Source organism: Nocardiopsis sinuspersici (genome assembly GCF_001998325.1).
GTDB classification, from domain to species: domain Bacteria; phylum Actinomycetota; class Actinomycetes; order Streptosporangiales; family Streptosporangiaceae; genus Nocardiopsis; species Nocardiopsis sinuspersici.
This window is the reverse complement of record NZ_MCOK01000001.1, coordinates 4208136-4230585: the sequence shown is the minus strand read 5'-3', so window position 1 is coordinate 4230585 and position 22450 is coordinate 4208136. Positions and strand designations below refer to the sequence as shown.

Genomic DNA, 22450 nt, shown 5'->3' with positions numbered 1-22450 from the left:
CCGGTCAGACGAGGACCACCGTGGGCGGAAGCCCGGTGGTGGACTCCCACTCCTCGTCGCACTCCTCCTGGCTGGACACCGTGTGCGCGCGGGCCGAGCAGTCCCGGTACTGCGCCATCTGGTCCTGGTACACCACGGCCACCGCGACCAGTACCAGCGACATCACGATCCCCAGCACGCCCACGGCCACGCTCAGCAGCGCGCCCGGCGCGTCGGTCCGGTTGGCCCGTGCGGCCCGTCGCGCGCGAAAGCCCTGTACGACGCCGAACACGGACAGCACGACCCCGTACGGAGGGAGCAGCAGGCCGGCCGCGCCGAAGAACAGGCCCCACAGGCCGCCCCGTTCGACTTTGGGCGGCTGGCCGTCGGGTCGCGGCTCCGGGCTGTTGTCGGTCAAGGTTCACTCCTTCGGGGCGCCCCGGCGGGGCGCCGTGGTCCGCTTCCGCCTGCGCGGAGGGTACCCGGTGTCCATCGTCCCGGGGCCGGTGGAGGACCACCGGGGCGCCCGCCGGCGGAGGCCGCCGAGACCCCCGTCACAGGCGGGACAAACCACCACTCCCCGTGGGTAGACGTTACCTGGCCCGATAGGGTGGGAACGCGGACGGGCCGAGCACCCCGTCCGTCACTCGCCCAAGCGACGCCTTTCGGCACGGCCCGGTACGAACCCGGGGCCCGGACCGGGCGTAGGCGAGATCCGGATGCTGCGCCGTCCCCCGGCGCCCCCGGACGCGGGAGAGGTCTCCCGCACCGTTCTCTACACAATGGGAGAAGCATTGTCCGCGCGAGTGGTGGTCCTCATATCGGGCACGGGCAGCAACATGGCCGCCCTTCTGGAGGCGTCCAGGGACCCCGGATACGGGGCGGGCGTCGTCGCCGTCGGCTCCGACCGCAAGGGGACCCGCGGCATCGAACTGGCCGAGGAGGCCGGGGTGCCCACGTTCGTCGTCCCCTTCCGGGACTACACCGACCGCTCCCTGTGGAACGCGGCCATGGCCGAGCGCATCAGCGAGCACCGCCCCGACCTGGTGGTCTCAGCGGGTTTCATGCGCATCCTCGGCCCCGCCGTCATCGGCAGTCACCCCGCGGTCAACATCCACCCGGCACTGCTGCCCTCCTTCCCCGGCGCGCACGCCGTCCGTGACGCGCTCGCCCACGGTGTCCGCATCACCGGCACCACCATCCACTTCCTCGACGAGGGCGTCGACTCCGGGCCGATCATCGACCAGGTGGCGGTCCCCGTCGAGGACGACGATGACGAGTCCAGCCTCCACGAGCGCATCAAGGGCGTGGAGCGGAGGATGCTGGTCGACACGGTCGGCAGGCTCGCCCGCGAGGGCTGGACCATCGACGGCAGGCAGGTGCGGTTCGGCCGCACCGAGCAGAGCGTCGCCGACGCGACCGACACGAAGGAGAACCGGTGACCCAGCAGGCCATCAGGCGTGCGTTGATCAGCGTCTACGACAAGACCGGCCTGGAGGAGCTGGGCATCGGCCTGGCCGAGGCCGGGGTGGAGATCGTCTCCACCGGCTCCACGGCCGCGCGGCTGCGCGCCGCCGACATCCCCGTCACCCCCGTGGAGGACGTCACCGGCTTCCCCGAGATCATGGAGGGCCGGGTCAAGACCCTGCACCCCTCCGTGCACGCCGGGCTCCTCGCCGACCAGGGCAACCCCGAGCACGTCGCCAGGATCAAGGAGCTGGGCATCGCCCCCTTCGACCTGGTCGTGGTCAACCTCTACCCCTTCCGGGACACCGTCGCCTCGGGCGCCTCCGAGGCCGACTGCATCGAGAAGATCGACATCGGCGGCCCCGCCATGGTGCGCGCCTCGGCCAAGAACCACGGCAGCGTCGCGGTCGTGGTCGACCCGGGCGGCTACGACGCCGTCCTGGAGGCCGTCCGCGAAGGCGGGTTCACCCTGGAGCAGCGCAAGCGCCTGGCCGGGCTCGCCTTCCGGCACACCGCCGCCTACGACGCGGCCGTCGCCGGCTGGTTCTCGGCCCTCTACGCCCCCGACGAGGAGGCCGCCGAGTCGGGCTGGCCCGGCTTCATCGGTGTCGCCTACAGCCGCAAGGACGTGCTGCGCTACGGCGAGAACCCGCACCAGAAGGCGGCGCTGTACACCCTGGCGGACGCCCCGGAGACCGGTCTGGCCGGAGCCGAGCAGTTGCACGGCAAGGCCATGTCCTACAACAACTACGTGGACGCCGACGCCGCCCTGCGCGCCGCCCACGACTTCGACGAGCCGTGCGTGGCCATCGTCAAGCACGCCAACCCGTGCGGGATCGCGGTCGGCGCCGACAACGCCGAGGCCCACCGCAGGGCGCACGCCTGCGACCCGGTGTCGGCCTTCGGCGGGGTGATCGCCACCAACCGCCCCGTCGGCGAGGAGCTGGCCGGGCAGATCGCGGAGATCTTCACCGAGGTCGTCGTCGCCCCCGCCTTCGAGCCCGCGGCCGTGGAGGTCCTCAGCCGCAAGAAGAACATCCGCCTGCTCGTGGCCGAGGGCCCCGGTTCCGACACGTGCATGGAGGACCACCAGATCAGCGGCGGCCTGCTGGTGCAGTCGCGCGACGCCATCGACGCCCCCGGCGACGACCCCTCCGCCTGGACCCTGGCCACCGGCGAGGCCGCAGACGAGGCCACCCTGGCCGACCTGGCCTTCGCCTGGAGGGCCGTGCGCGCGGTCAAGTCCAACGCCATCCTGCTGGCCTCCGGCGGCGCCACCGTGGGCGTGGGCATGGGCCAGGTCAACCGGGTCGACTCCGCGCGCCTGGCGGTCACGCGCGCGGGGGAGAGGGTCACCGGCTCCGTGGCGGCCAGCGACGCCTTCTTCCCCTTCCCGGACGGTCTACAGATCCTCACCGACGCGGGGGTGCGCGCCGTCGTCCAGCCCGGCGGCTCGGTCCGCGACGAGGAGGTCATCGCCGCGGCCAAGGCCGCCGGGGTGACCATGTACCTCACCGGCACCCGCCACTTCTTCCACTGAGCGAGGAGCAGAGAATGAGCGCGACCGTTCTGGACGGCAAGGCCGTCGCGAAGTCCATCCGCGAGGAGCTCACCGAGCGGGTGGCGAAACTGCACGACCAGGGGATCACCCCCGGGCTGGGCACGGTGCTGGTCGGCGACGACCCGGGCAGCCACACCTACGTGCGCGGAAAGCACCGCGACTGCGCGCAGGTGGGCATCGCGAGCATCCGCCGCGACCTGCCGGCCGACGCCACACAGGAGGACGTGGAGCTGGCCGTCCGCGAGCTGAACGAGGACCCGGCCTGCACCGGCTACATCGTGCAGCTGCCGCTGCCCAAGGCCCTGGACGAGAACCGGGTGCTGGGCCTGATCGACCCCGGCAAGGACGCCGACGGCCTCCAGCCCTCCAACCTGGGCAGGCTGGTGCTGATGCAGGAGGCGCCGCTGCCGTGCACCCCGCGCGGCATCGTGGAGCTGCTCACCCGCTACGACGTGCCGCTCAAGGGCGCCGAGGTGGTCGTGGTCGGGCGCGGTGTGACCGTGGGCCGCCCCCTCGGCCTGCTGCTGACCCGCCGGTCGGAGAACGCCACCGTCACCCTGTGCCACACGGGCACCCGCGACCTCGCCGAGCACACGCGCCGCGCCGACATCATCGTCGCCGGCGCCGGTGTGCCCGGGCTGGTCACCAAGGACATGGTCAAGCCGGGCGCGGCCGTCCTGGACGTCGGTGTCTCCCGCACCGAGTCCGGACTGGTCGGCGACGTCGTGCCCGACGTGGCCGAGGTGGCCGGTCACCTGTCCCCCAACCCCGGCGGCGTGGGCCCGATGACCCGGGCGATGCTGCTGGTGAACGTGGTGGAGGCCGCCGAGCGCCAGGCCGCCGCCCGCTAGCCCCCACCGGATGATCTTGCTCCTGGTGGCACTCTCGACCGCCGACAGTGCCACTGGAGGCAAGATCATCGCGAGGAGAACCCCCTGGTTCACAGCGGCAACACCCCGGGGCGGCGGACGGTACCGGGGTCGGCACGCTGGGGCATGGCGGCCGGCACGGGAGTCCCGGCGGGGCGTGTTCGCCCCCTTGGGCGGCGGGGCCGCTCGCCCCGCGCCTCGCCCGCTAGCCGGCCTTGCGCTCCGCCCGGGCCCGCCCGGCCCGCCCGCTAGCTGGCCTTGCGGGCCGAGCCGTCCAGCGGCATCGGCCGGACCAGGCCCAGGGCCACGACCTCGTTGGCCAGCCTGGTCCTGCGGTTCTGCCCCTCGGGGATGCGGAACTTCTGGTACAGCCGCAGCAGGTGCTGCTTGACCGCAGCCTCCGTGACCACCAGGGCCTCCGCGATGTCGCGTGCGGTGGCGGGGGCGACGAAGGCCTCCTCCGACAGCGCGGGCCTGCACAGCGCGGTGAGCACGTCCAGCTCCCTGCGGGTGAGCTCGGGCGCGGCGCCGCGGCGCAGCTCGATGTCGGGGCTGATCTGTTCCCGGGGGAGCCCGCCGACCCGGCAGCGCGCGGTGCCGAAGGTCACCACGTCGTCCTCCTCCAGGACCCGGCGGGCGATGGGGCGGCCGTTCACCCGGGTCCCGTTGCGGGACAGCCCCAGGTCGACCACGTAGACGTAGGGGCCGCGGCGGACCAGTTCGGCGTGCAGTTGGGAGACGCTCGGATCGCCGAGCCGGATGTCGGCGCCCTCTCCGCGGCCGATCGTGGTGACCTCACCGGCGAGCTGGCGGATGTCCCCGGTCTCTTCGATCCGGAGGTAGGGCCCGTCCACGGTGGTTCCTCCCGGGCTGGGGTGGCGCTGCCGGTGGGGGTGCGGGCGACGGTGGTGGAGGGACGGCTGTCGGGGGGTGACGGTTCGGTCTACGCGTTGAGTGGGCTTCATGGGGGTGGTCCTCGCTCACCGGTGCACTCATCTCCAGCTTGGTTACCCGGGTGGTACGCGTTCTACGCGCTTACTCCGGAGTTAGGGGGACAAGGCCCGGGAATACGGGTCTGTGACCGAATCGGAAGCGGGAAACGGTCACCAGAGGGAACGGCTGAGGGCAGGGCCGTTTCCGTGAGCCCTGAGGCTTCGGCGACACGGATCACTACAATGGGCGGGTCTCTCCCGGGCGGGAAACGCATGCCTCCCGTACGGCGCCACCGAAGCCCTCAGGACATGAGCCTCCGGAGCGGTGTTCGGTTTCGGACAGCCCGCCTTCGGCGGGTGGCCGGTCTGTGCCATTTCCGGGAGGGACCGTGAACGAGCCGCGAGGCGGCCAAACAATTCGTAACCGAACGGGTCGGGACGCGGTGGACAAGGCGGAGCAGGCTGATTTGGCGGACGCGGACGAGGGCGTGCCGGAGGAGAGGGAGCCCGAGGAGGCGGCCCGCGACGGGCACGGGTCCGGCGGGGGCCGCGACGAGGAGGACAAGGAGCCGGGCGAGGCCGTGGAGGACACGGACACCGGAGAGCACCCGGTGCGGCCGAAGGTGCCGTACTGGCTCTCCCAGGTGCCGTACCTCCTCGTCATGTCGGCGCTCGCGGCGGGGATCGTGGTCGTCGCCGCGGCCCACTTCAAGCGCGGTCCGGCGATCATCGCGGGCGCGCTGCTGCTGGCGGCGGTCTTTCGGGCCTTCCTGCCCGATGACTGGATCGGCATGCTCGCCGTGCGCCGCCGCTGGATCGATCTGCTCACCCTGGTCACCCTCGCGGTCCTGTTGATCGTGCTGGCATGGGTGGCGCCGCAACTCTCCGCCTAGGCGTCGAATAAGCTTGACGTCGAGATATCGCGACACTGACAAGCCACCGCCTCCCCGGGGAGCACGGACCCCGGGAAGGACCAGGTGACTGCCGCGCGTGCGGACCGGCTCCGGCCACGAACCGGCCGCCGGTCTCCATCGCACGAGGCGGCAGCGAAGACTGAAGGGACAGCCACACAGCCATGGCCAAGATCAAGGTCGAGAACCCCGTAGTCGAACTCGACGGTGACGAGATGACCCGGATCATCTGGTCCTTCATCAAGGACCGCCTGATCCTCCCCTACCTCGACATCGACCTGAAGTACTACGACCTGGGCATCGAGGAGCGCGACCGCACCGACGACCAGATCACCGTCGACGCCGCCAACGCCATCAAGGAGTACGGCGTCGGCGTCAAGTGCGCCACCATCACCCCCGACGAGGCCCGGGTCGAGGAGTTCGGCCTCAAGAAGATGTGGCGCTCGCCCAACGGCACCATCCGCAACATCCTCGGCGGTGTCGTCTTCCGCGAGCCCATCATCTGCGAGAACGTGCCCCGTCTGGTCCCCGGGTGGACCAAGCCGGTCATCATCGGCCGTCACGCCCACGGTGACCAGTACAAGGCCACCGACTTCAAGGTGCCCGGCCCGGGCACGGTCACCATGACCTACACCCCGGCCGACGGCAGCGAGCCGGTCGAGTTCGAGGTCGCGAACTTCCCCGAGGAGGGAGGCGTCGCGATGGGCATGTACAACTTCCGCAAGTCCATCGAGGACTTCGCGCGTGCGAGCCTGAACTACGGCCTGGACCGCAACTACCCGGTCTACATGTCCACCAAGAACACGATCCTCAAGTCCTACGACGGCATGTTCAAGGACGTGTTCCAGGAGATCTTCGACAACGAGTTCAAGGAGCGCTTCGACGCCGCCGGCCTGACCTACGAGCACCGCCTCATCGACGACATGGTCGCCGCGGCGCTCAAGTGGGAGGGCGGCTACGTCTGGGCCTGCAAGAACTACGACGGTGACGTGCAGTCCGACACGGTCGCGCAGGGCTACGGCTCCCTGGGCCTGATGACCTCCGTCCTGCGCACCGCCGACGGCAGCACGGTCGAGGCCGAGGCCGCCCACGGCACGGTGACCCGCCACTACCGCCAGCACCAGCAGGGCAAGCCCACCTCGACCAACCCGATCGCCTCCATCTACGCGTGGACCCGCGGTCTGGAGCACCGGGGCAAGCTGGACAACACCCCGAAGGTCGTCGAGTTCGCCAACACCCTGGAGGACGTCGTCGTCAAGACCGTCGAGGGCGGTCAGATGACCAAGGACCTCGCGCTGCTGATCGGCGGCGACCAGGAGTGGCTGACCACCGAGCAGTTCCTCGCCGCCCTGGACGAGAACCTCGCCAAGCGCCTGGCCTGAACGAGGGCCCGGCCCGAGTGAGTGCCGTGACCTGATCCGGGTGGCCCTGGTCACCCTGGGCCGACGGTCCGGTGAGACGTGAGCCACGTCCGGGTGCCTCCTCGCGGAGGTGCCCGGACGTCGTCGTCTCCGGGCCCGACGGAGGCGCGATAAGCCTGGAACGCCTTGTTCGTGGGGTTCTGGGGGGTCACGACACGCGAAGTTTTCCTGGGTGTTCACCGTGTTCGGCGTACATAGGTGGTTCGGTGGTGGGAGGATGGCAGGGCCGGATGACCGGTGCGGTGCGAAGGTGCGACATAGACCACGTGGACTGGATTCGCACCTTAAGAGAACTTTGACCTATTGTGGAGACGTGCCGGTGAGAACCGGCAGGCCAGAGCGGGTTTTCGGCCCCTCTGCCACAAGGACCGACGTGCCGGCCGTGCGCCCGCTGGGGGGTAGGCGCGCACAGTACGGAACGTCACGAAGAAGGGCCCGTCGCTTCGGCGACGGGCCCTTCGCCTTTGTCCGGCCGGGCCGCCTCCTCCCCCTACTCCTGGAAGGCGCTCTCGGGGATCGGCTCCCCGGCGCGCATGGCGGTGAACATCTCCTCGGAGCGGGCCTCGTCCCAGAGCACCACCGAGCCGGCGCCCTCAAGGGTCGGGGTGCTGCCCACGGGGATCGCGGTGGTCCGGGTGCCGCCGCGCATCGCCAGGAGCATGCCGGCCAGGTGCCGCAGGTTGTCGTCCTCGTCCACCATGAACGTGTCGGTGCCCGCGAGCACCAGCGGGACGGACTGGAAGGGGTTGAACAGCGTGGAGGGCGCGCTGGCCTTCTGGACCAGCGCGGAGAAGAACTCGCGCTGGCGGGCGATGCGGTCCAGGTCGGCGCGGGGAGTGGCGCGGGTGCGCACGTAGCCCAGCGCGGTGCTGCCCTCCATCATCTGGCAGCCCGCCTCGATGTCCAGGCCCGCCTTGGGGTCGACCATGGGCTCCTCGGGGCACATCTCGACGCCGCCGACCGCGTTCACGATGTCGACGAAGCCGCCCATGCCGATCTCCACGTAGTGGTCGATGTGCACGCCCGACGCGCGCTCGAAGGTCTCCACGAGGGGGGCGGGACCGCCGCAGACCTCCTCGCCCGCCTCGTTCGTGCCGCACACGGCACCGGCGAAGGAGGCGTTGATCTTGTTCTCACCGAAGCCGGGGACGGCGAGGGGCACGTAGGAGTCGCGGGGGACGCTGACGATGGTGGGGTCGCCCTCGTCGGGGACGTAGAGCACCATGATGGTGTCGGTCCGTCGGCCCTCGGCGTCGCCGGTGGCCATCTCCCGCATCTCCTCCTCGCTCAGGCCCTGGCGGCTGTCGGAGCCGACGACCATGTAGGTCGTGCCGGGCTGCCCGTCCGGGCGCCCCTCGTAGTCCAGCAGGGCGTCCACCCGCTGTAGGCGCGAGTCCGCGTACAGGTAGAACCCGAGGGGGAGCACCAGGAGCAGCACCAGCACGGTCACCACGGTCGTGGTGGCCCGCCTGCGGCGGCGCTCCTGCCTCCTGCGCCGGATACCGCGCCCGTCGTACTCGCGCCCGGCGCCGTGGGTGCGCCGCTGGGGCCCGCGCGGCCGGGACGGGGGCACGTCCCCCGCACTGGGAAGCCGACGTGTCTCACCGACCGTCCGCTGCTCCGACTCACGCGAGCGGTAGAGCTTCTCGAACTCGTCGGGTCTGCCCGGGGCGCCGCCGCGCCGGAACACGCCCTGTCTGTCGTGTTCACCGGTGCGGCCGGTCTTCCCCCGGTTCCGTCGGTCAGCCATCGCATCGCCCATCTGTTCAACGTCGTGGATCGCCTCATCGCTGCTTCCACCCGGTGTGATCGCGAAAAGGGTAGCGAGGTTCAAGGTATGTCCCGGTCTGGACCCCTGAGGCGGCCGGAGGGATGGTCGGAGGGGACGGCCGGCGGAGGCGGGCGGCTCAGCGCAGCCGGTGGGCGCCCGCGGAGGGCACGGCGGCGCGTACCCGCGGCGGTACCCAGCCCATGGCGCCGAACTCCGTGGCGAGGGCCTCACCGATGCCGTCCACCCGCTCCTCGGCGGCCAGCGCCAGCACCGTCCCCGCCCAGCCGGACACCCGCACACCGCGGGCCCCGGCCCGCGAGGCGGTCTCCGCGGCCAGCTCCGCCTCACGTGTGGGCAGCCCGAACCGGCGCAGGGACAGGTGGGACGCGGACAGGATGGGCCCGGTCTCCCCGGCCCGCCCGGCGCGCAGCAGCCCGACCGCCGCGTTGAGCCGGTGCACCTCGGTGACCGCGTACTCCACCCTGCGGCGCAGCACGGGGTCCGGCAGCCTCCGCAGCGACCCGGGCAGGTCCTGGACCGAGCGCAGCGGTCCCAGGACCTCCTGGGCGCGCTCCAGCTCGGCCGAGCGGACCGTGCGCAGGTCGCGCCGGGGCAGGGCGCCGGTGTCCACCACCACCAGCCGCAGCCCCTCCGCGGCGAGGTCGAACGGCAGCACGGTGGTGCGCATGCTCCTCAGGTTCACGCGGACCGCGCATCCGGGCCTGGCCGCCAGGGACACGCGCTGGTCCGCGGTGGCGCCCTCCGGCGGGGGTCCGCCGTCCAGGTCGGTGAGGGCCAGCGCCACCGCGGCCTCCACGGCGGCCGTGTAGCCGAGGGAGGCGTGTTCGGGCAGGTTCGCGTCCAGGGCGACGCGGATCCCCGTGTCGGCCCCCAGGGTGCCCGTCCGGCGCGCCTCGGCCACGGCCCTCGCGACGGCCCGCGCGGCCCCCTCCCGGGGGCGCAGCGGGCCGTCGGGCGCCGCCACGTGCACGCCGGGGTCCGGTGCGGGGCCGACGGCCGCCGTCACGCCCCACGGCAGGGCGACGTACAGTCCGGCGCCTCCACCGACCGCGGTGTGCTCGCCCATGAGCGCCAGCCGCCCGGGCGCGTGCCACACCCCCGCGGGCGGTGCGCCGAACCGCGTCCGGAAGGCCCGGAGCAGTGCGTCGGCGTCCGGTTCCCGCTCGGGCCACGTACCCCGCGGACCCGCCGAACGCACACCCAACACGGCACGTAGCCGCACCCCCGCGCCACCCACCGACGCCCCCTTCCCGGCTGACTCTGCCTCCCCAAGTGTGCCCAAGCCCGGGGCGTGCCCGGGATCACCCCCCGTGTAGGGCTTTGCCCCGGTCCGGGTGGATCCCCGGACGCGCCCGGCGTGGAGGTTTCGTAGTCGGATCGCGGCACCACTAGGGCGTGTGTGGTGGGTGCCGCCCGTCGCTTGGAGGGCGCTGCGCGCGAAGTGCGACCGTTGAGGGCGGTGGGAGGGAGACGGGCGGGCGTATCCGGTGGTGGCCTCGCAAGGCCGGGGAAGGAGTGCCCCTACTGTGCTGCTTCGCGAGCTCGGCGGTGTCGCACGGCGAGGCCCTCCTGGTTCGGCTGTCGACCGATGAGAACGCGGCGAGGGTGCCGCCGGGGCGTCGCGCAGCAGGGTGAGTATCCGCCGTACATGCCCTAGGGTTGCGGTCCACCGACGAGGTCCCGCGGCCACACCGGCGTCCCGCCGGGCGGAGCACATGACAGGCAGGACGGGGGGAGATGCCTTGGCCACCGTGTCGGACCGGGCCAGGGACACGGCCCGGCGCTACCAGAACACGGCCATGGACGTGTACTGGGAACTGCGGCGGCGCAGTCCCTTCGTCGACCACCTGGTGCGCGCCTACGAGCGCTACGCCGACCGCAACGGCACCCAGCTCGCCGGCGCGGTCACCTACTTCACCTTCCTGTCCTTCTTCCCGCTGCTGGCCCTGGCCTTCGCCGCGGTCGGCTACCTCGCGGCCGTGCAGGTCGAGGTCGGCGACTACCTCCAGCGGGCACTGGCCGACGTGCTGCCCGGGCTGGCCGACCAACTGCCCGTCGAGGAGATCTCCCAGGCGCGCGTGGGCGCGAGCGTCCTCGGCGTGCTCGGCCTGTTCTACGCGGGCCTGAACGCGGTGGCGTCTTTGCGCGAGGCCCTGCACTCCATCTGGATGAAGAGCCTTCGCGAGGGTCCCAACATCCTCCTGCGCAAGGCGGTGGACCTGCTGGTCATGCTGGGCCTGGGCACGGCCCTGGTCGTCACCGTCGCCCTCACCAGCGTCGCGCAGGCCGCCACGCAGTGGCTGCTGTCGCTGGTGGGCCTGGACGGCTCCCTCCTGGCCGACCTGTCCCTGCGCGCCCTGGCCCTGGCGATCGGCGTCGGCGTCAACATGGGGATCTTCATGCTGGCGTTCTCGCTGCTGTCGGGCAGCGACCGGCCCAGGCGGCTGATGTGGCGCGGCGCCCTGCTGGGCGCGGTCGGCTTCGAGATCCTCAAGGCCGTGGCGGCGGTACTGCTGTCGGGGACGCTCGCCAACCCCGTCTACGCCTCCTTCGCCGTCCTGGTCGGTCTGCTGGTGTGGATCAACCTGGTGATGCGCCTGGTCGTGTTCAGCGCGGCGTGGTCGGCCACGTGGCTGCCGGTGCCGCCGCCCTACACCGGCTCGATCCCGCTGCCGGAGGAGAACGGCATGGACTGGACCCGGCCTGCGGCGGCCCCGCGCGCCGCGGGGCGGGAGCGGGCCGGGCGCCCGTTGGCCGGGCGCGTACTCGCCGGGTCGTTGTCCCTGCTGGGAGCGGCGGGCGCGGCCGGTGCCGTGGCGTGGGTGCTGCGCCGCCGTACCGGCGACCGCGGATGACCGGTACGGCCGGCGGCGCGTAAACAGAAATTATTTCCAGGGAATTCGCCTTATGCGTGGCGATTGCCCCGTATGTGCGTGGTGCGTGGCGGGTAGTCCTTCCCTGTCCCGGTTGGCCGGTTCTCCGGGGCGCGACGGTGCGTTGGCCACAGCGGTCGGCAAACACCCCTCGGAGGGCAGATGGGAATCGCGTTCAACTCGTCCGAGCGTGCGACGATCGGCGTGGAGTGGGAACTCCAGCTCGTCGACCAGCGCAGTCGGCACCTGAGGCAGGAGGCGCAAAAACTCCTCTCCGAACTGCCCGAACTCAGCTCGGAGGGGTCGGCGCCCCCGCTGCGCCACGAACTCATGCAGTCCCAGGTGGAGGTCGTGACCGGGATCTGCGAGACCGTCGGGGAGGCCAGGAGCGACCTGGGCGGCAGCATCGACCGGATGAGGGACGTCCTGTCCCCGTGGGGGACCACGCTGACCTGTTCCGGGACCCACCCCATGGACGGCTGGCGGGACCAGGAGTTCAGCCCCGGCAAGCGCTACGGCGAGCTGGTCGAGCAGATGCAGTGGGTGGTCCGGCGCATCCTGACCTGCGGCGTCCACGTCCACGTGGGGATACGCGACAGGGACAAGGCCATTCCGATGGTCAACGCGTTGACGAGGTACCTTCCGCACTTTCTCGCCCTGAGCGCGTCCAGTCCCTTCTGGGGCGGACAGGACACCGGGCTGGCCTCCGCGCGGTCGGTCATCTTCGGCACCCTGCCCACCGCCGGGCCGCCGCCGCACCTGCCGCACTGGGCGGCTTTCGAGGAATACCTCGAAACGCTTCTCAGGGCGGGTACCATCGCCTCTATCAAGGAAGTGTGGTGGGACATCCGGCCGCATCCTGATTTCGGCACCATCGAGATCCGGATGTTCGACGGGATTCCCACCCTGCGCGAGGTGGGAATGGCCGCCGCGCTCTCTCAGAGCCTGGTGGAGTTGTTCGATCACCAACTCGACCGCGGGTACGGCTTGCCCAGCCCGCCGTCCTGGGTGGTGAAGGACAACAAGTGGCGTGCCACCCGCTACGGACTCGACGCTCGTGTCATCACGGACTCGCACGGAACCACCGTTCCGCTGCGTGACGACCTGTACGAGCTGGTCCGCGAGCTGGGGCCGGTCGCGGCCCGCCTGGGTTGTGCCGAGGACCTTGACCTGATCTCCGAGATCCTGGACAAGGGCGCCTCCTACGAACGTCAGCGCGCGGTCATCGCCGAGGGCGGTTCCCTCGACGACGTCGTGGACATGCTCGCCGCCGAGCTCCACGGCGGTCCCACCCGCGCACAGGTCGGCGCCGGCGACGGAGCCGGTGCACGGTAGACGTGGAGAAGAGGGGACCCTCGCATGCAGGGACATGACCTGCCGGAGCAGTTGACCGCTTTCCTGGCGCGCCACGGGCGGGATCTGAGCGGCTTCCGCCGGGACCTCCACATGCACCCCGAACTCGCCTTCGCCGAGCACCGCACCACCGGACGGATAGCCGAGCGCCTACGCGACGTCGGCCTCAAACCGCAGGAGCTGCCGCAGGGCACCGGCCTGGTCTGCGACATCGGTTCCGGCACCGGCCCCGTGGTCGCCCTGCGCGCCGACATCGACGCCCTGCCCCTGACCGACGAGAAGGACGTCCCCTACCGCTCCACCGTGCCCGGGGTCGCCCACGCCTGCGGGCACGACGTGCACACCACGGTCCTGCTGGCGACGGGGATCTTCCTCGCCCAACTGGACCGGGCGGGCGCCCTGCCCGGCCGGGTCCGGCTCGTCTTCCAGCCCGCCGAGGAGCTGCCGGGCGGCGCCGTGGAGGTGGTCAACGCGGGAGCCCTGGAGGGGGTGGACCGCATCTTCGCCCTGCACTGCGACCCCCGTCTGATGGTCGGCCGGGTCGGGCTGCGCACGGGCGGCATCACCGCCGCCTGCGACCAGCTCATGGTGCGCCTGTCGGGCCCGGGGGGACACACGGCCCGTCCGCACCTGACCTCCGACCTCGTCTACGCCCTGGGCAAGGTCGTCACCGAACTGCCCGCCGCGCTGTCCCGGCGGATCGACCCCCGGGCCGGGTTCAGCCTGGTGTGGGGGCGCATCAGCGCGGGGTCGGCGCCCAACGTCATCCCCGACGACGCCGTCGCCGAGGGCACCGTGCGCTGCCTGGACGACGAGGCCTGGCACGCGGCCCCCGACATCGTCAAGGGCCTGGTGGAGTCGGTGGCCTCCGCCTACGGGGCCGAGGCCGAGGTGACCTACCGCCGGGGCGTTCCGCCCACCATCAACGAGTCGTCCAGCGTCGACATCATGCGCGAGGCGGTCACCCTGGCCCTGGGCGCGGACGCCGCGGCCTCCACCCCGCAGAGCCTGGGCGGCGAGGACTTCGCCTGGTACCTGGAGCACGTCCCCGGAGCGCTGGCCCGCCTGGGCACGCACTCCCCCGAGTGGAGCGGTCCCATGCTGGACCTGCACCGGGGCACCTTCGACGTGGACGAGCGCGCCATCGGTACGGGCACCCGCTTCATGGCCACCACCGCCCTGACGGCGCTGTGGGAGGACATCCGCCGCGACGGCCGCAGGGACGGCGAGGAGGCCCTGGCCTGAAACGGCCGGGGCACCCACCCCCCCCGAGGCGGGGGAGGCCCACGCCGCCGGCCGTGCGCGCCCCGACCGGCACCTACCGGATTTTCGGCAACTTCGCCCCGGCGCGGCGGAGCTCCTCCCGGGCTGGTGGCATCCTGAATCCATGAACCAGCCACTCACAGCCGAGCAGATCCGGCGGGCGCCGAAGGTGCTCCTACACGACCACCTCGACGGCGGGCTGCGCCCTGCCACCGTCGTGGAACTGGCCAGGGAGACCGGGTACACCGGCCTTCCCACCTACGACCCGGAGGAGTTGGGCCGGTGGTTCCGCGAGGCCTCCGACTCCGGTTCGCTGGAGCGCTACCTGGAGACGTTCGCCCACACCACCGCGGTCATGCAGACCCGTGACGCCCTCGTGCGGGTCGCCGCCGAGGCCGCCGAGGACCTGGCCGCCGACGGCGTGGTCTACGCCGAACAGCGCTACGCCCCCGAGCAGCACCTGGAGGCCGGACTCACCCTGGAGGAGGTCGTCGAGGCCGTCCAGGAGGGCCTGGAGCTGGGTGGCAAGCGTGCGGCCGACCAGGGACACAGCATCCGCACCGGGCAACTGGTCACCGCCATGCGGCACGCCGCGCGCTCGTCGGAGATCGCCGAACTGGCGGTCCGCTACCGCGACGAGGGCGTGTCCGGGTTCGACATCGCGGGCGCCGAGGCGGGCAACCCGCCCACCCGCCACCTGGACGCGTTCGAGTACCTGCGCCGCGAGAACTTCCACTTCACCATCCACGCGGGCGAGGCGTTCGGACTCCCGTCCATCTGGGAGGCCCTCCAGTGGTGCGGGTGCGACCGCCTGGGCCACGGCGTGCGCATCATCGACGACATCACCGTGCGGGAGGACGGCACGCCCCGGCTGGGCCGCCTGGCCCAGTACGTGCGCGACAAGCGGGTGCCGCTGGAGATGTGCCCCAGCTCCAACGTGCAGACCGGTGCCGCCGAGTCGATCGCCGGGCACCCCATCGGGCTCCTGCACGACCTGCGCTTCCGGATCACCGTCAACACCGACAACCGCCTACAGAGCGGCACCAGCATGTCCGAGGAGTTCGCCCGGCTCTCCGAGGCCTTCGGGTACGGCTGGGACGACCTTCAGTGGTTCACGGTCAACGCCATGAAGTCGGCCTTCCTGCCCTTCGACGAGCGCCTGGCGCTGATCAACGGGATCATCAAGCCCGGCTTCGCGCAGTTGAAGTGGGCGACGGCCTGATGGAGGGGCCCAATCCCACGACCCACTACTCCACCACCACGCGGGTGGCGGCGATCGTGTGGATCGTCATCGCGGTCCTGCTCCTGCTGGACGTGGTCCTGCGCGGCGAGGGCCGTCAGGCCTGGATCGCCGGCGCGCTGCTGGCCACGACGGTCTCCGCCACCTACCTCGTGTGGCTGCGCCCGCGTGTGGTCTCCACCGAGCGCGGGCTGAGGGTGGTCAACCCGCTGCGCGAGACGTTCGTGCCGTGGGCCGCGGTGCTCTGGGTGGACGTCACCGACGTCCTGCGGGTGCACACCCCGAACCGCGTCGTGCGCTCCTGGCCGCTGCGCGAGACCAAGCGCCAGAGGGTCCGCGACAACATGCGGCGCGACTCGGGCTACCTCGACCCGGACGCCGGCGACGAGGACCCGGCCGGGATGCGGCCGGTGAACCTGGCCGCCCGGCAACTGCGCCAGGACGCCGAGCGGTACAAGACGCGTCCGCTCAGCGGGCCGATCAGGGACGTGGACGAGGCGGGGCCCGCCGCGCTGGGGGCGGAGGACGAGCCGCAGACCATGGTGCCCCTGGAGGTGATCGTGGTCATCGCCGCGACCGCGGTGCTCCTGGTGGCGGTGTTCCTGCTGGCCTGAGCGTTTCCGCCGGCCTGAGCGCCCCCATCCCGGATCCGACCCGGCCCACCCCTGGTGCGGCCGGGTCCGCTGTTTCCGGGGACGGGGGTTGACGCGCCCCCGGACTTCTGCTTAGGTAAGGCATGCCTAAGGGAAAGGTTCCGGGTGCGGCGGACTTCGCGCGGATGGCCCTCCACCCGGATCCTCTCCCGAGGGCGACGCGCGCGGTCCAACTGAATAACGGAAGAAGCAGGAAGGTGTCCGGGTCGCGAGTCCAACGGGATCTGCGGGGATCCCGCGCGACGTGGGACACCGGGGCAAGCACTGCCTCCGGCCGGACCGCCGTCGGTGCCGTCCACCCCATGGCCTCGGGGTGTACGCTCGCCACGCCGGTACCGGGTGGCCCGGCCGGAGGCGCCCCAACACCGGACACACGGCTCGGGCGACCCCGCCTTCGAGGCGCGGGACACGCGGGAGGCCCGCGCCCGGCGAGCCCCGGACACGGGTTCAGGCCTGTTCGAGCACCCTGTTGAGCAGCTCGCCCAGTCTGCGCGCCCGCTGGGTGACGACCTCCAGGGCGCGCTCGGCCTCGAAGGGCGCGAAGACCGCGCCCACGGCGTCGTTGCTGATGATCGCCAGCCCCAGCACCTCGGCGTCCATCTCCGCGGCCGCGATGGTCTCCAGGGCGATCGACCGCCCCACCAGGTCCGCGCCCGCCTGGCGCAGCATCTTCAGCTCCGAGGGGGTCTGCATCTGCGGACCGACCGTGGACACGTACACGCCCTCGGCCAGTGACACGTCCACCTCGTGGACGACCTGCCGCAGCCTGGAGCTGTAGGCCTCCGTCAGGTCCACGAACAAGGACCCGGTCAGCGGCGACCGGGCGGTCAGGTTGATGTGGTCGCGGATCACCACGGGCTGCCCCGGGGCGAAGTCGGTGCGCAGCGACCCGGCCGACCCCGTCAGCACGGCGGTCGTCGCGCCCGCGGCCACGCCCGTGCGCACCGCGTGGGTGACCTCCATGGGGCCGTAGCCCTCGTAGAGGTGGACGCGCCCCATGAACACGGCCACCCGCTTGTCCCCCACCCACATGCTGCGGACCTTGGGGGAGTGCCCCCTGGCGGCGGGCGCGTGGAAACCGGGCAGCTCGGTCGCGTCGAACTCGATGTCGTACGAGCCCAGCGTGTCCACCGCACCCGCCCAGCCGGAGCCGAGCACCACCAGCGCGTCGAAGCTGTCGGCCCCGGCACGGGACAGCAGCTCCTGCGCGGCGCTGGACGCCAGCTCCTTCGCGTCGTCGGTCGTTCTCGGCCGCTGTTCTCGTTCCATCACACGACGGATGCTACAGCTGGGGGGCCGGAATGCTCCGGAAGCACGGGTGCGTGTGTCCCGCTTCGCGGAACTCGCGTGCGAACTCCCGGATTCAGAGGTCGGAGGGCAGGCATTCCCGGGCGAGCAGGTCCGACACGTACCAGTCGGGCGCCCCGGCCTTCTCCGCGGCCGCCGCCAGCTGGCCGAGCTGTATGGCCGAGGGCATCCCGCCCTCGTAGCCGTCCAGCACGTAGGCCCACGCCGTGACCACGCCCCTGTCGGCCGTCCGGGCGCGCACGGTCATCCTCCTGTACGCCCGCCCGTCGCCCGCCACCGCCCTCAACGGACGCCTGCGGCGCGGCTCCTCTTCCCCGTCGCCCGCCACCGCCCTGCGGCGCGGTCCTTCCTCATCGCCCGCCACCGCCCTCGACCGGCGGTCCCTGCGCGGCTCCTCCCGGACCCCCTCCCAGGAGTCCAGGAGGGGTACGTCCCACTCCATGAGGTCGTACAGCGCCACGAAGACCCGTTGGCCGGAGTCCTCGGCCAGGGTGGTCAGCGCACCCCCGGGCACCGGAAGGCCCTCCCCGAAGGTCAGGCGCCACCCCTCCAGCCAGCCCGTGGTCAACAGGGGCGAACGCGGAGCCCGCCGGGCCATCTGACCGGGGTCGAGATTCGTTCCGTACGCGGCGTAGATGGACACGGGCAACATCGTAGACCGCGCGGCCCGGGGTGCCTGCTATTTCCCCCGGTCGGCATGGCCGACAATGGGAGGAAGCGAGAAAACCAGGTGGTGCCACGCCATGCCCGCATATCGCCGGACCGGCGACGCGCGTGGCGGACCACCCGCAGAGGGAGTTGAGGCAGCGTGACGAAGGTCGTGATCATCGGTGGCGGTCCCGGAGGCTACGAGGCGGCACTGGTCGCAGCGCAGCTCGGCGCGGACGTGACGGTGGTGGAGCGCGACGGCATCGGCGGCGCCTGCGTCCTCACCGACTGCGTCCCCTCCAAGAGCCTGATCGCCACCTCCACCCGCAGCACGTACGTACGCGAGTCACCCAGCCTCGGCGTCCGCATCAACGACACCGACGACAAGGCCGCGGTCGAGGTGGACACCGACCTGATGAACTCCCGGATCAAGCGCCTGGCCCAGGCGCAGTCCGAGGACACCCGCGCCCGCCTGGTCAAGGAGGGGGTGCAGGTGGTCAGCGGAGAGGCCCGCCTGGTCGACCCGCACATCGTCGCCGTCGGCGACCAGCGCCTGCGCGCCGACGTCATCCTCATCGCCACGGGTGCCCACCCCCGTGAGCTGCCCACCGCCAAGCCCGACGGCGAGCGCATCCTCACCTGGCGCCACCTCTACGACATGGAGGAACTGCCGGAGAAGCTGATCGTGGTCGGCTCCGGCGTCACCGGCGCCGAGTTCGCCAGCGCCTACCAGTCCCTCGGCTCCGAGGTCACCCTCGTCTCCTCCCGCGAGCGCGTCATGCCCACCCAGGACGCCGACGCCGCCGAGGTGCTGGAGCAGGTCTTCATGCGCCGCGGCATGACCGTCCTCAGCCAGACCCGCGCCGAGTCGGTGGTGCGCACCGAGAACGGCGTGCTCGTCACCCTCTCCGACGGCCGCACCGTGGAGGGCACCCACTGCCTGATGACGGTCGGCATGATCCCCAACACCGAGGGCCTGGGGCTGGAGGAGGCCGGCGTCCGGCTGGGCCGCGGCGGTTTCGTCGAGGTCGACCGTGTCTCGCGCACCACCGTCTCGGGCGTGTACGCCGCCGGTGACTGCACCGGGGTCAACATGCTCGCCTCCGTGGCCGCCATGCAGGGCCGCATCGCCATGTGGCACGCGCTCGGCGAGGCGGTGGCCCCGCTCAAGCTGTCCACCGTGGCCTCCACCGTGTTCACCCACCCCGAGCTGGCCTCCGTGGGCGCCAGTGAGGACGACGTGCGCAGCGGCCGGATCGACGGCCGGTCGGTCACCCTGCCGCTGAACACCAACCCGCGCGCCAAGATGGACGAGCTCAAGGACGGCTTCGTCAAGCTGATCTGCCGCCAGCACACCGGCATCGTGCTGGGCGGCGTCATCGTCGGTCCGCGCGCCAGCGAGCTCATCCTGGGCGTGTCCATCGCCGTCCAGCAGCGCCTGACCGTGGACGACATCGCGCACACCTTCTCGGTCTACCCGTCGCTGTCGGGCAGCGTCACCGAGGCCGCCCGCTCCCTGATGCTGGCCTCCCCCGAGTAGGGGCGTCCCCTCCCTCCGCCACGGGTTCGCCGCGCGTCCGCCACGGTCGCCGCGGCGGCCCGCGGCGGCCCGGGGCGACCTGCGGCTTTACCCGGCTTTGACCCCGACCGAGTACTGTCTTCATGTGATCTGTCCCAAGTGTCAAAGCACCATGCGTACATTCGACCGACAGGGCGTCCACATCGACCGGTGTGACGGCTGTCAGGGCATCTTCCTGGACCGCGGTGAGCTGGAGCGCGTCGTGGCCGCCGAGCAGCGGCACTACGGCGTCGCGCCGCCCCCGCCCCCGGACCCGCAGGTCCGGTCGCACCCCCATCCCCACCCCCAGGCCCCGCACCAGCCCGCCGCCTACCCCCGCGGCGGATACCCGGACTCCCCGGGCGGCTACCGGGACTCGCCGCGCGGATACAGCGGCTACCGGGACTCGCCCGGCCCCTACCGCGGCCGCCGCAAGAAGAGCTTCCTGGAGGGGCTCTTCGACTGACCCGAACGGTCGAGCGCCCTCCACGAACCGACCAAGGAAATCCGTGCACCCGCTGATCTGCAACCACTGCGGGGAGCTGGACGAGACCCCCGACACCGCTGCGGGGGTCTCCGTGCTGCGCTGTGCCTCCTGCCGGCGCACCCGGCCGTTCCTGCGCCTGCCCCTGTACTGCGTGTCGGGCCCCAGCGGTACCGGCAAGTCCACCATCGCCGGAATGCTGCTGGACGAGCTCCGGGACCGCTTCGTCGTCCTCGAACAGGACCTGCTGTGGGTCGGCGGGCTCCGCGACCCGTCCGACCACCACCGCCTGTTCCGCTCCACCTGGCTGCGCACCGCCGCCATGGTCCAGCAGAACGGGCGCCCGGTCGTGCTGTGCGGGACCGTGGTGCCGCCGGAGTTCGAGCCCCTGCCCGAGCGCGCCCTGTTCAGCGATGTCCACTACCTCGCACTGACCTGCGAGCCCGAGGCGCTGGCCGCACGCCTGCGGGCACGTCCCGCCTGGCGTGAGTGGGACGAGGAACGGATCCGGGAGAACCTGGAGTACGCCGACTGGGTGCGGACCGAGGCCGAGCGCATGCGCCCCCCGGTCACCCTGGTCGACACCACCCGCGCCGAGCCCGCGGACACGGCCGGGTCCGTGTGCCGGTGGATCGAGGACCTGCACGCGGGGGCGGCCGTCGCCTCCTGAGGCGGCGGACGGGCCCGTGCGGAGGCGCGGGCGCACCCCGGCGCCGTGTCCGCGGGCTCAGCCGTGTCCGTGGCGGCCGTGTCCACGACGAGGGGCCCCGAGCTGCTGCCCGGGGCCCCTCGTCGTGCGTGGCGGGGTCAGAAGTCGAAGCCGCCGAAGTCCCCGCCGCCGAAGTCGCCTCCGAAGTCGCCGCCTCCGCCGACGTCACCCCCGGCACCGACGTCCCCGGCGCCCATTCCCATGCCCATCATCGACCCCATCATGGAGCCCATCATCATGCCGGTGAACATGCCCGCCATCATGTTCATGCCGAAGTAGCCGCTGGCGTAGGGCGAGTAGGCCGGACCGGCGTCGTAGTACGGGCGCCGTTCGCCGCCCACCTCCACCAGGCGGACGTCGGGCTGCCCGCCGGTGCGTACCGCCTGGGCGCAGGCCGCGCAGGCGGTGACCTCGCGGGGCGCGCCGCCGGGCGGGGCCCAGGTGACGTCCTCCACGGACGGGCCGTGCTGCGGGTTGAAGAAGCAGGGGCCGCGCCGCTCGGGCACCGGGTCGCCGTTCATGCGGGCCCGGGTCGCGGTCATGTAGTAGCGGCCGTCCTCCAGGGCGCTGGTGACCAGCCGGACCTGCTCGGGCTCCCTGATGGTGTCCAGCAGGGACTTGGCCTGGTCGTAGGCGTCCATGGCCTGGGTGTAGTCCTCGCGGGTGGCCTCGTCGACCTTGGACACGTCGATCTCCAGGCGGGCGACGTCCTCGCCGAGCCGGACGACGTCCTCGGTGGCCATCTGCCTGATCTCCTCAAGCTGCCTGGCCTTCTCCGCCTCGCGCTTCTTGCGGCTGCTGTGGACGAACCAGGCGCCCGCGGCGACGATCACCAGCAGCAGGCCCAGCAGCACGATGGCGGAGACGGCTCCGGCCTCCTCGGCCTCCTGGACCTCGGTCGCGGCCTCGGGGACGGCGACCAGGGTGTCGACCTGGTTGTCGCCGCCCTGCTGGAGGGCCGCGTCGCGGATGGCCTCGGTGTCCTCCACGTTCGGGGACATGACCTGGAAGACCTGGTCGCCGACGACGACCCCGTAGAGCCCGTCGCCGACCTCCTCCATGACCGGGTTCATCAGGGCGTCCATCCCGGTCTGGGAGGCGACGCTGTCGGAGGGCAGGAGTACGTAGTAGACGGGTGTGTCCGCCTCGGCGGCGGACGACTCCAGGGCGTTCTCCTCGGCCTCGGGGATCACGTCGATGCTCGGGTCGATGAAGACGCCGTCGCCCTCGAGCTCCTCGACGATGGCCTGGGACTCCGGTGGCTGGGGCTGCGTGTCGGCCGCGGCGGGCGCCGCGACGGCGCCCACCAACGCAGTCGCGAGTCCGGCGGTCAGCACTGTGGGTGTTACCAAGCGGCGCAACATAATCGTTCCTCTCGCCTCCCTCACCCCAAGGACGAACGGACACCCCCTCGCGGTTCCCGGTGTGC

At 71.9% G+C, this 22450-nt stretch carries 20 protein-coding genes; 13 read left to right on the top strand and 7 right to left on the bottom strand.

Annotated elements, in window-relative coordinates:
- Nucleotides 1-4: 4 nt before the first annotated feature.
- Complete coding sequence (locus NOSIN_RS18295; RefSeq protein WP_077691921.1) at nt 5-397, bottom strand: hypothetical protein; 393 nt, start codon at nt 395-397, stop codon at nt 5-7.
- Between the two features lie 388 nt (nt 398-785).
- Here NOSIN_RS18295 and purN point away from each other — a divergent pair, with 388 nt between their 5' ends.
- Genes purN through NOSIN_RS18280 form a run of 3 tightly spaced genes read left to right on the top strand, consistent with a single transcriptional unit; the run spans nt 786 to nt 3858 of the window.
- Entirely contained in the window at nt 786-1421 is a 636-nt protein-coding gene (gene purN / locus NOSIN_RS18290; protein ID WP_077691920.1) for a phosphoribosylglycinamide formyltransferase, read from the top strand.
- Nucleotides 1418-2986: a bifunctional phosphoribosylaminoimidazolecarboxamide formyltransferase/IMP cyclohydrolase gene (gene purH / locus NOSIN_RS18285; protein WP_077691919.1), complete on the top strand. Its 1569-nt coding sequence runs from the start codon at nt 1418-1420 to the stop codon at nt 2984-2986. The genes purN and purH overlap by 4 nt, the downstream gene beginning before the upstream one ends.
- 14 nt (nt 2987-3000) lie before the next feature.
- A complete protein-coding gene (locus NOSIN_RS18280; RefSeq protein WP_077691918.1) occupies nt 3001-3858 on the top strand; it encodes a bifunctional methylenetetrahydrofolate dehydrogenase/methenyltetrahydrofolate cyclohydrolase in 858 nt (285 codons plus the stop codon).
- Between the two features lie 266 nt (nt 3859-4124).
- On the opposite strand, the gene NOSIN_RS18275 is transcribed toward NOSIN_RS18280, so the two are convergent.
- Complete coding sequence (locus NOSIN_RS18275) at nt 4125-4730, bottom strand: FHA domain-containing protein (protein ID WP_077691917.1); 606 nt, start codon at nt 4728-4730, stop codon at nt 4125-4127.
- A 521-nt stretch (nt 4731-5251) separates the two neighbouring features.
- On the opposite strand from NOSIN_RS18275, the gene NOSIN_RS18270 reads away from it, so the two are divergent.
- Nucleotides 5252-5701, top strand: a complete 450-nt coding sequence (locus tag NOSIN_RS18270; RefSeq protein WP_077691916.1) for a DUF3017 domain-containing protein — start codon at nt 5252-5254, stop codon at nt 5699-5701.
- A gap of 182 nt (nt 5702-5883) precedes the next feature.
- Nucleotides 5884-7101 carry an NADP-dependent isocitrate dehydrogenase gene (locus NOSIN_RS18265; RefSeq protein ID WP_077691915.1) on the top strand — a complete coding sequence of 406 codons (1218 nt, stop codon included), beginning with the start codon at nt 5884-5886 and terminating at the stop codon, nt 7099-7101.
- A gap of 529 nt (nt 7102-7630) precedes the next feature.
- On the opposite strand, the gene NOSIN_RS18260 is transcribed toward NOSIN_RS18265, so the two are convergent.
- Entirely contained in the window at nt 7631-8890 is a 1260-nt protein-coding gene (locus NOSIN_RS18260; RefSeq protein ID WP_077691914.1) for an LCP family protein, read from the bottom strand.
- A gap of 157 nt (nt 8891-9047) precedes the next feature.
- Nucleotides 9048-10169, bottom strand: coding sequence for a galactokinase family protein (locus NOSIN_RS18255; RefSeq protein ID WP_077691913.1), 1122 nt, complete (start codon nt 10167-10169; stop codon nt 9048-9050).
- Nucleotides 10170-10683: 514 nt separating this feature from the next.
- Here NOSIN_RS18255 and NOSIN_RS18250 point away from each other — a divergent pair.
- The 5 genes from NOSIN_RS18250 to NOSIN_RS18230 all read left to right on the top strand — a co-directional run bounded on the left by NOSIN_RS18250 (nt 10684) and on the right by NOSIN_RS18230 (nt 16275).
- The gene (locus tag NOSIN_RS18250; RefSeq protein WP_236743479.1) at nt 10684-11787 is read left to right on the top strand and encodes a YihY/virulence factor BrkB family protein; all 1104 of its coding nucleotides are present in this window, start codon (nt 10684-10686) and stop codon (nt 11785-11787) included.
- A gap of 180 nt (nt 11788-11967) precedes the next feature.
- Nucleotides 11968-13140, top strand: a complete 1173-nt coding sequence (locus tag NOSIN_RS18245; protein WP_077691911.1) for a glutamate--cysteine ligase — start codon at nt 11968-11970, stop codon at nt 13138-13140.
- Between the two features lie 24 nt (nt 13141-13164).
- On the top strand, nt 13165-14403 hold the full coding sequence (locus NOSIN_RS18240) for a M20 family metallopeptidase (RefSeq protein ID WP_077691910.1): 1239 nt from the start codon (nt 13165-13167) through the stop codon (nt 14401-14403).
- Nucleotides 14404-14545: 142 nt separating this feature from the next.
- Nucleotides 14546-15643, top strand: coding sequence for an adenosine deaminase (locus tag NOSIN_RS18235; protein ID WP_077691909.1), 1098 nt, complete (start codon nt 14546-14548; stop codon nt 15641-15643).
- Nucleotides 15628-16275 (top strand): PH domain-containing protein, encoded by a 648-nt coding sequence (locus tag NOSIN_RS18230; RefSeq protein ID WP_077691908.1) that lies wholly within the window; start codon nt 15628-15630, stop codon nt 16273-16275. Before NOSIN_RS18235 ends, NOSIN_RS18230 begins: the two co-directional genes overlap by 16 nt.
- A gap of 486 nt (nt 16276-16761) precedes the next feature.
- Here NOSIN_RS18230 and NOSIN_RS18225 read toward each other — a convergent pair whose 3' ends face one another.
- Together NOSIN_RS18225 and NOSIN_RS18220 are read right to left on the bottom strand one after the other, a co-directional pair.
- Nucleotides 16762-17583, bottom strand: coding sequence for a purine-nucleoside phosphorylase (locus NOSIN_RS18225; protein ID WP_227014686.1), 822 nt, complete (start codon nt 17581-17583; stop codon nt 16762-16764).
- 94 nt (nt 17584-17677) lie between these two features.
- Complete coding sequence (locus NOSIN_RS18220) at nt 17678-18274, bottom strand: gamma-glutamylcyclotransferase family protein (protein ID WP_269087595.1); 597 nt, start codon at nt 18272-18274, stop codon at nt 17678-17680.
- A gap of 156 nt (nt 18275-18430) precedes the next feature.
- Between NOSIN_RS18220 and NOSIN_RS18215 the strand changes: the two genes are divergently transcribed.
- The 3 genes from NOSIN_RS18215 to NOSIN_RS18205 all read left to right on the top strand — a co-directional run bounded on the left by NOSIN_RS18215 (nt 18431) and on the right by NOSIN_RS18205 (nt 20982).
- On the top strand, nt 18431-19810 hold the full coding sequence (locus NOSIN_RS18215) for an NAD(P)H-quinone dehydrogenase (protein WP_077691906.1): 1380 nt from the start codon (nt 18431-18433) through the stop codon (nt 19808-19810).
- A 151-nt stretch (nt 19811-19961) separates the two neighbouring features.
- Nucleotides 19962-20294 carry a TFIIB-type zinc ribbon-containing protein gene (locus NOSIN_RS18210; RefSeq protein ID WP_218908668.1) on the top strand — a complete coding sequence of 111 codons (333 nt, stop codon included), beginning with the start codon at nt 19962-19964 and terminating at the stop codon, nt 20292-20294.
- Nucleotides 20295-20337: 43 nt separating this feature from the next.
- Entirely contained in the window at nt 20338-20982 is a 645-nt protein-coding gene (locus NOSIN_RS18205) for an AAA family ATPase (protein WP_077691904.1), read from the top strand.
- Between the two features lie 137 nt (nt 20983-21119).
- Here NOSIN_RS18205 and NOSIN_RS18200 read toward each other — a convergent pair whose 3' ends face one another.
- On the bottom strand, nt 21120-22358 hold the full coding sequence (locus NOSIN_RS18200) for a chemotaxis protein CheA (protein ID WP_077691903.1): 1239 nt from the start codon (nt 22356-22358) through the stop codon (nt 21120-21122).
- Between the last annotated feature and the right edge of the window lie 92 nt (nt 22359-22450).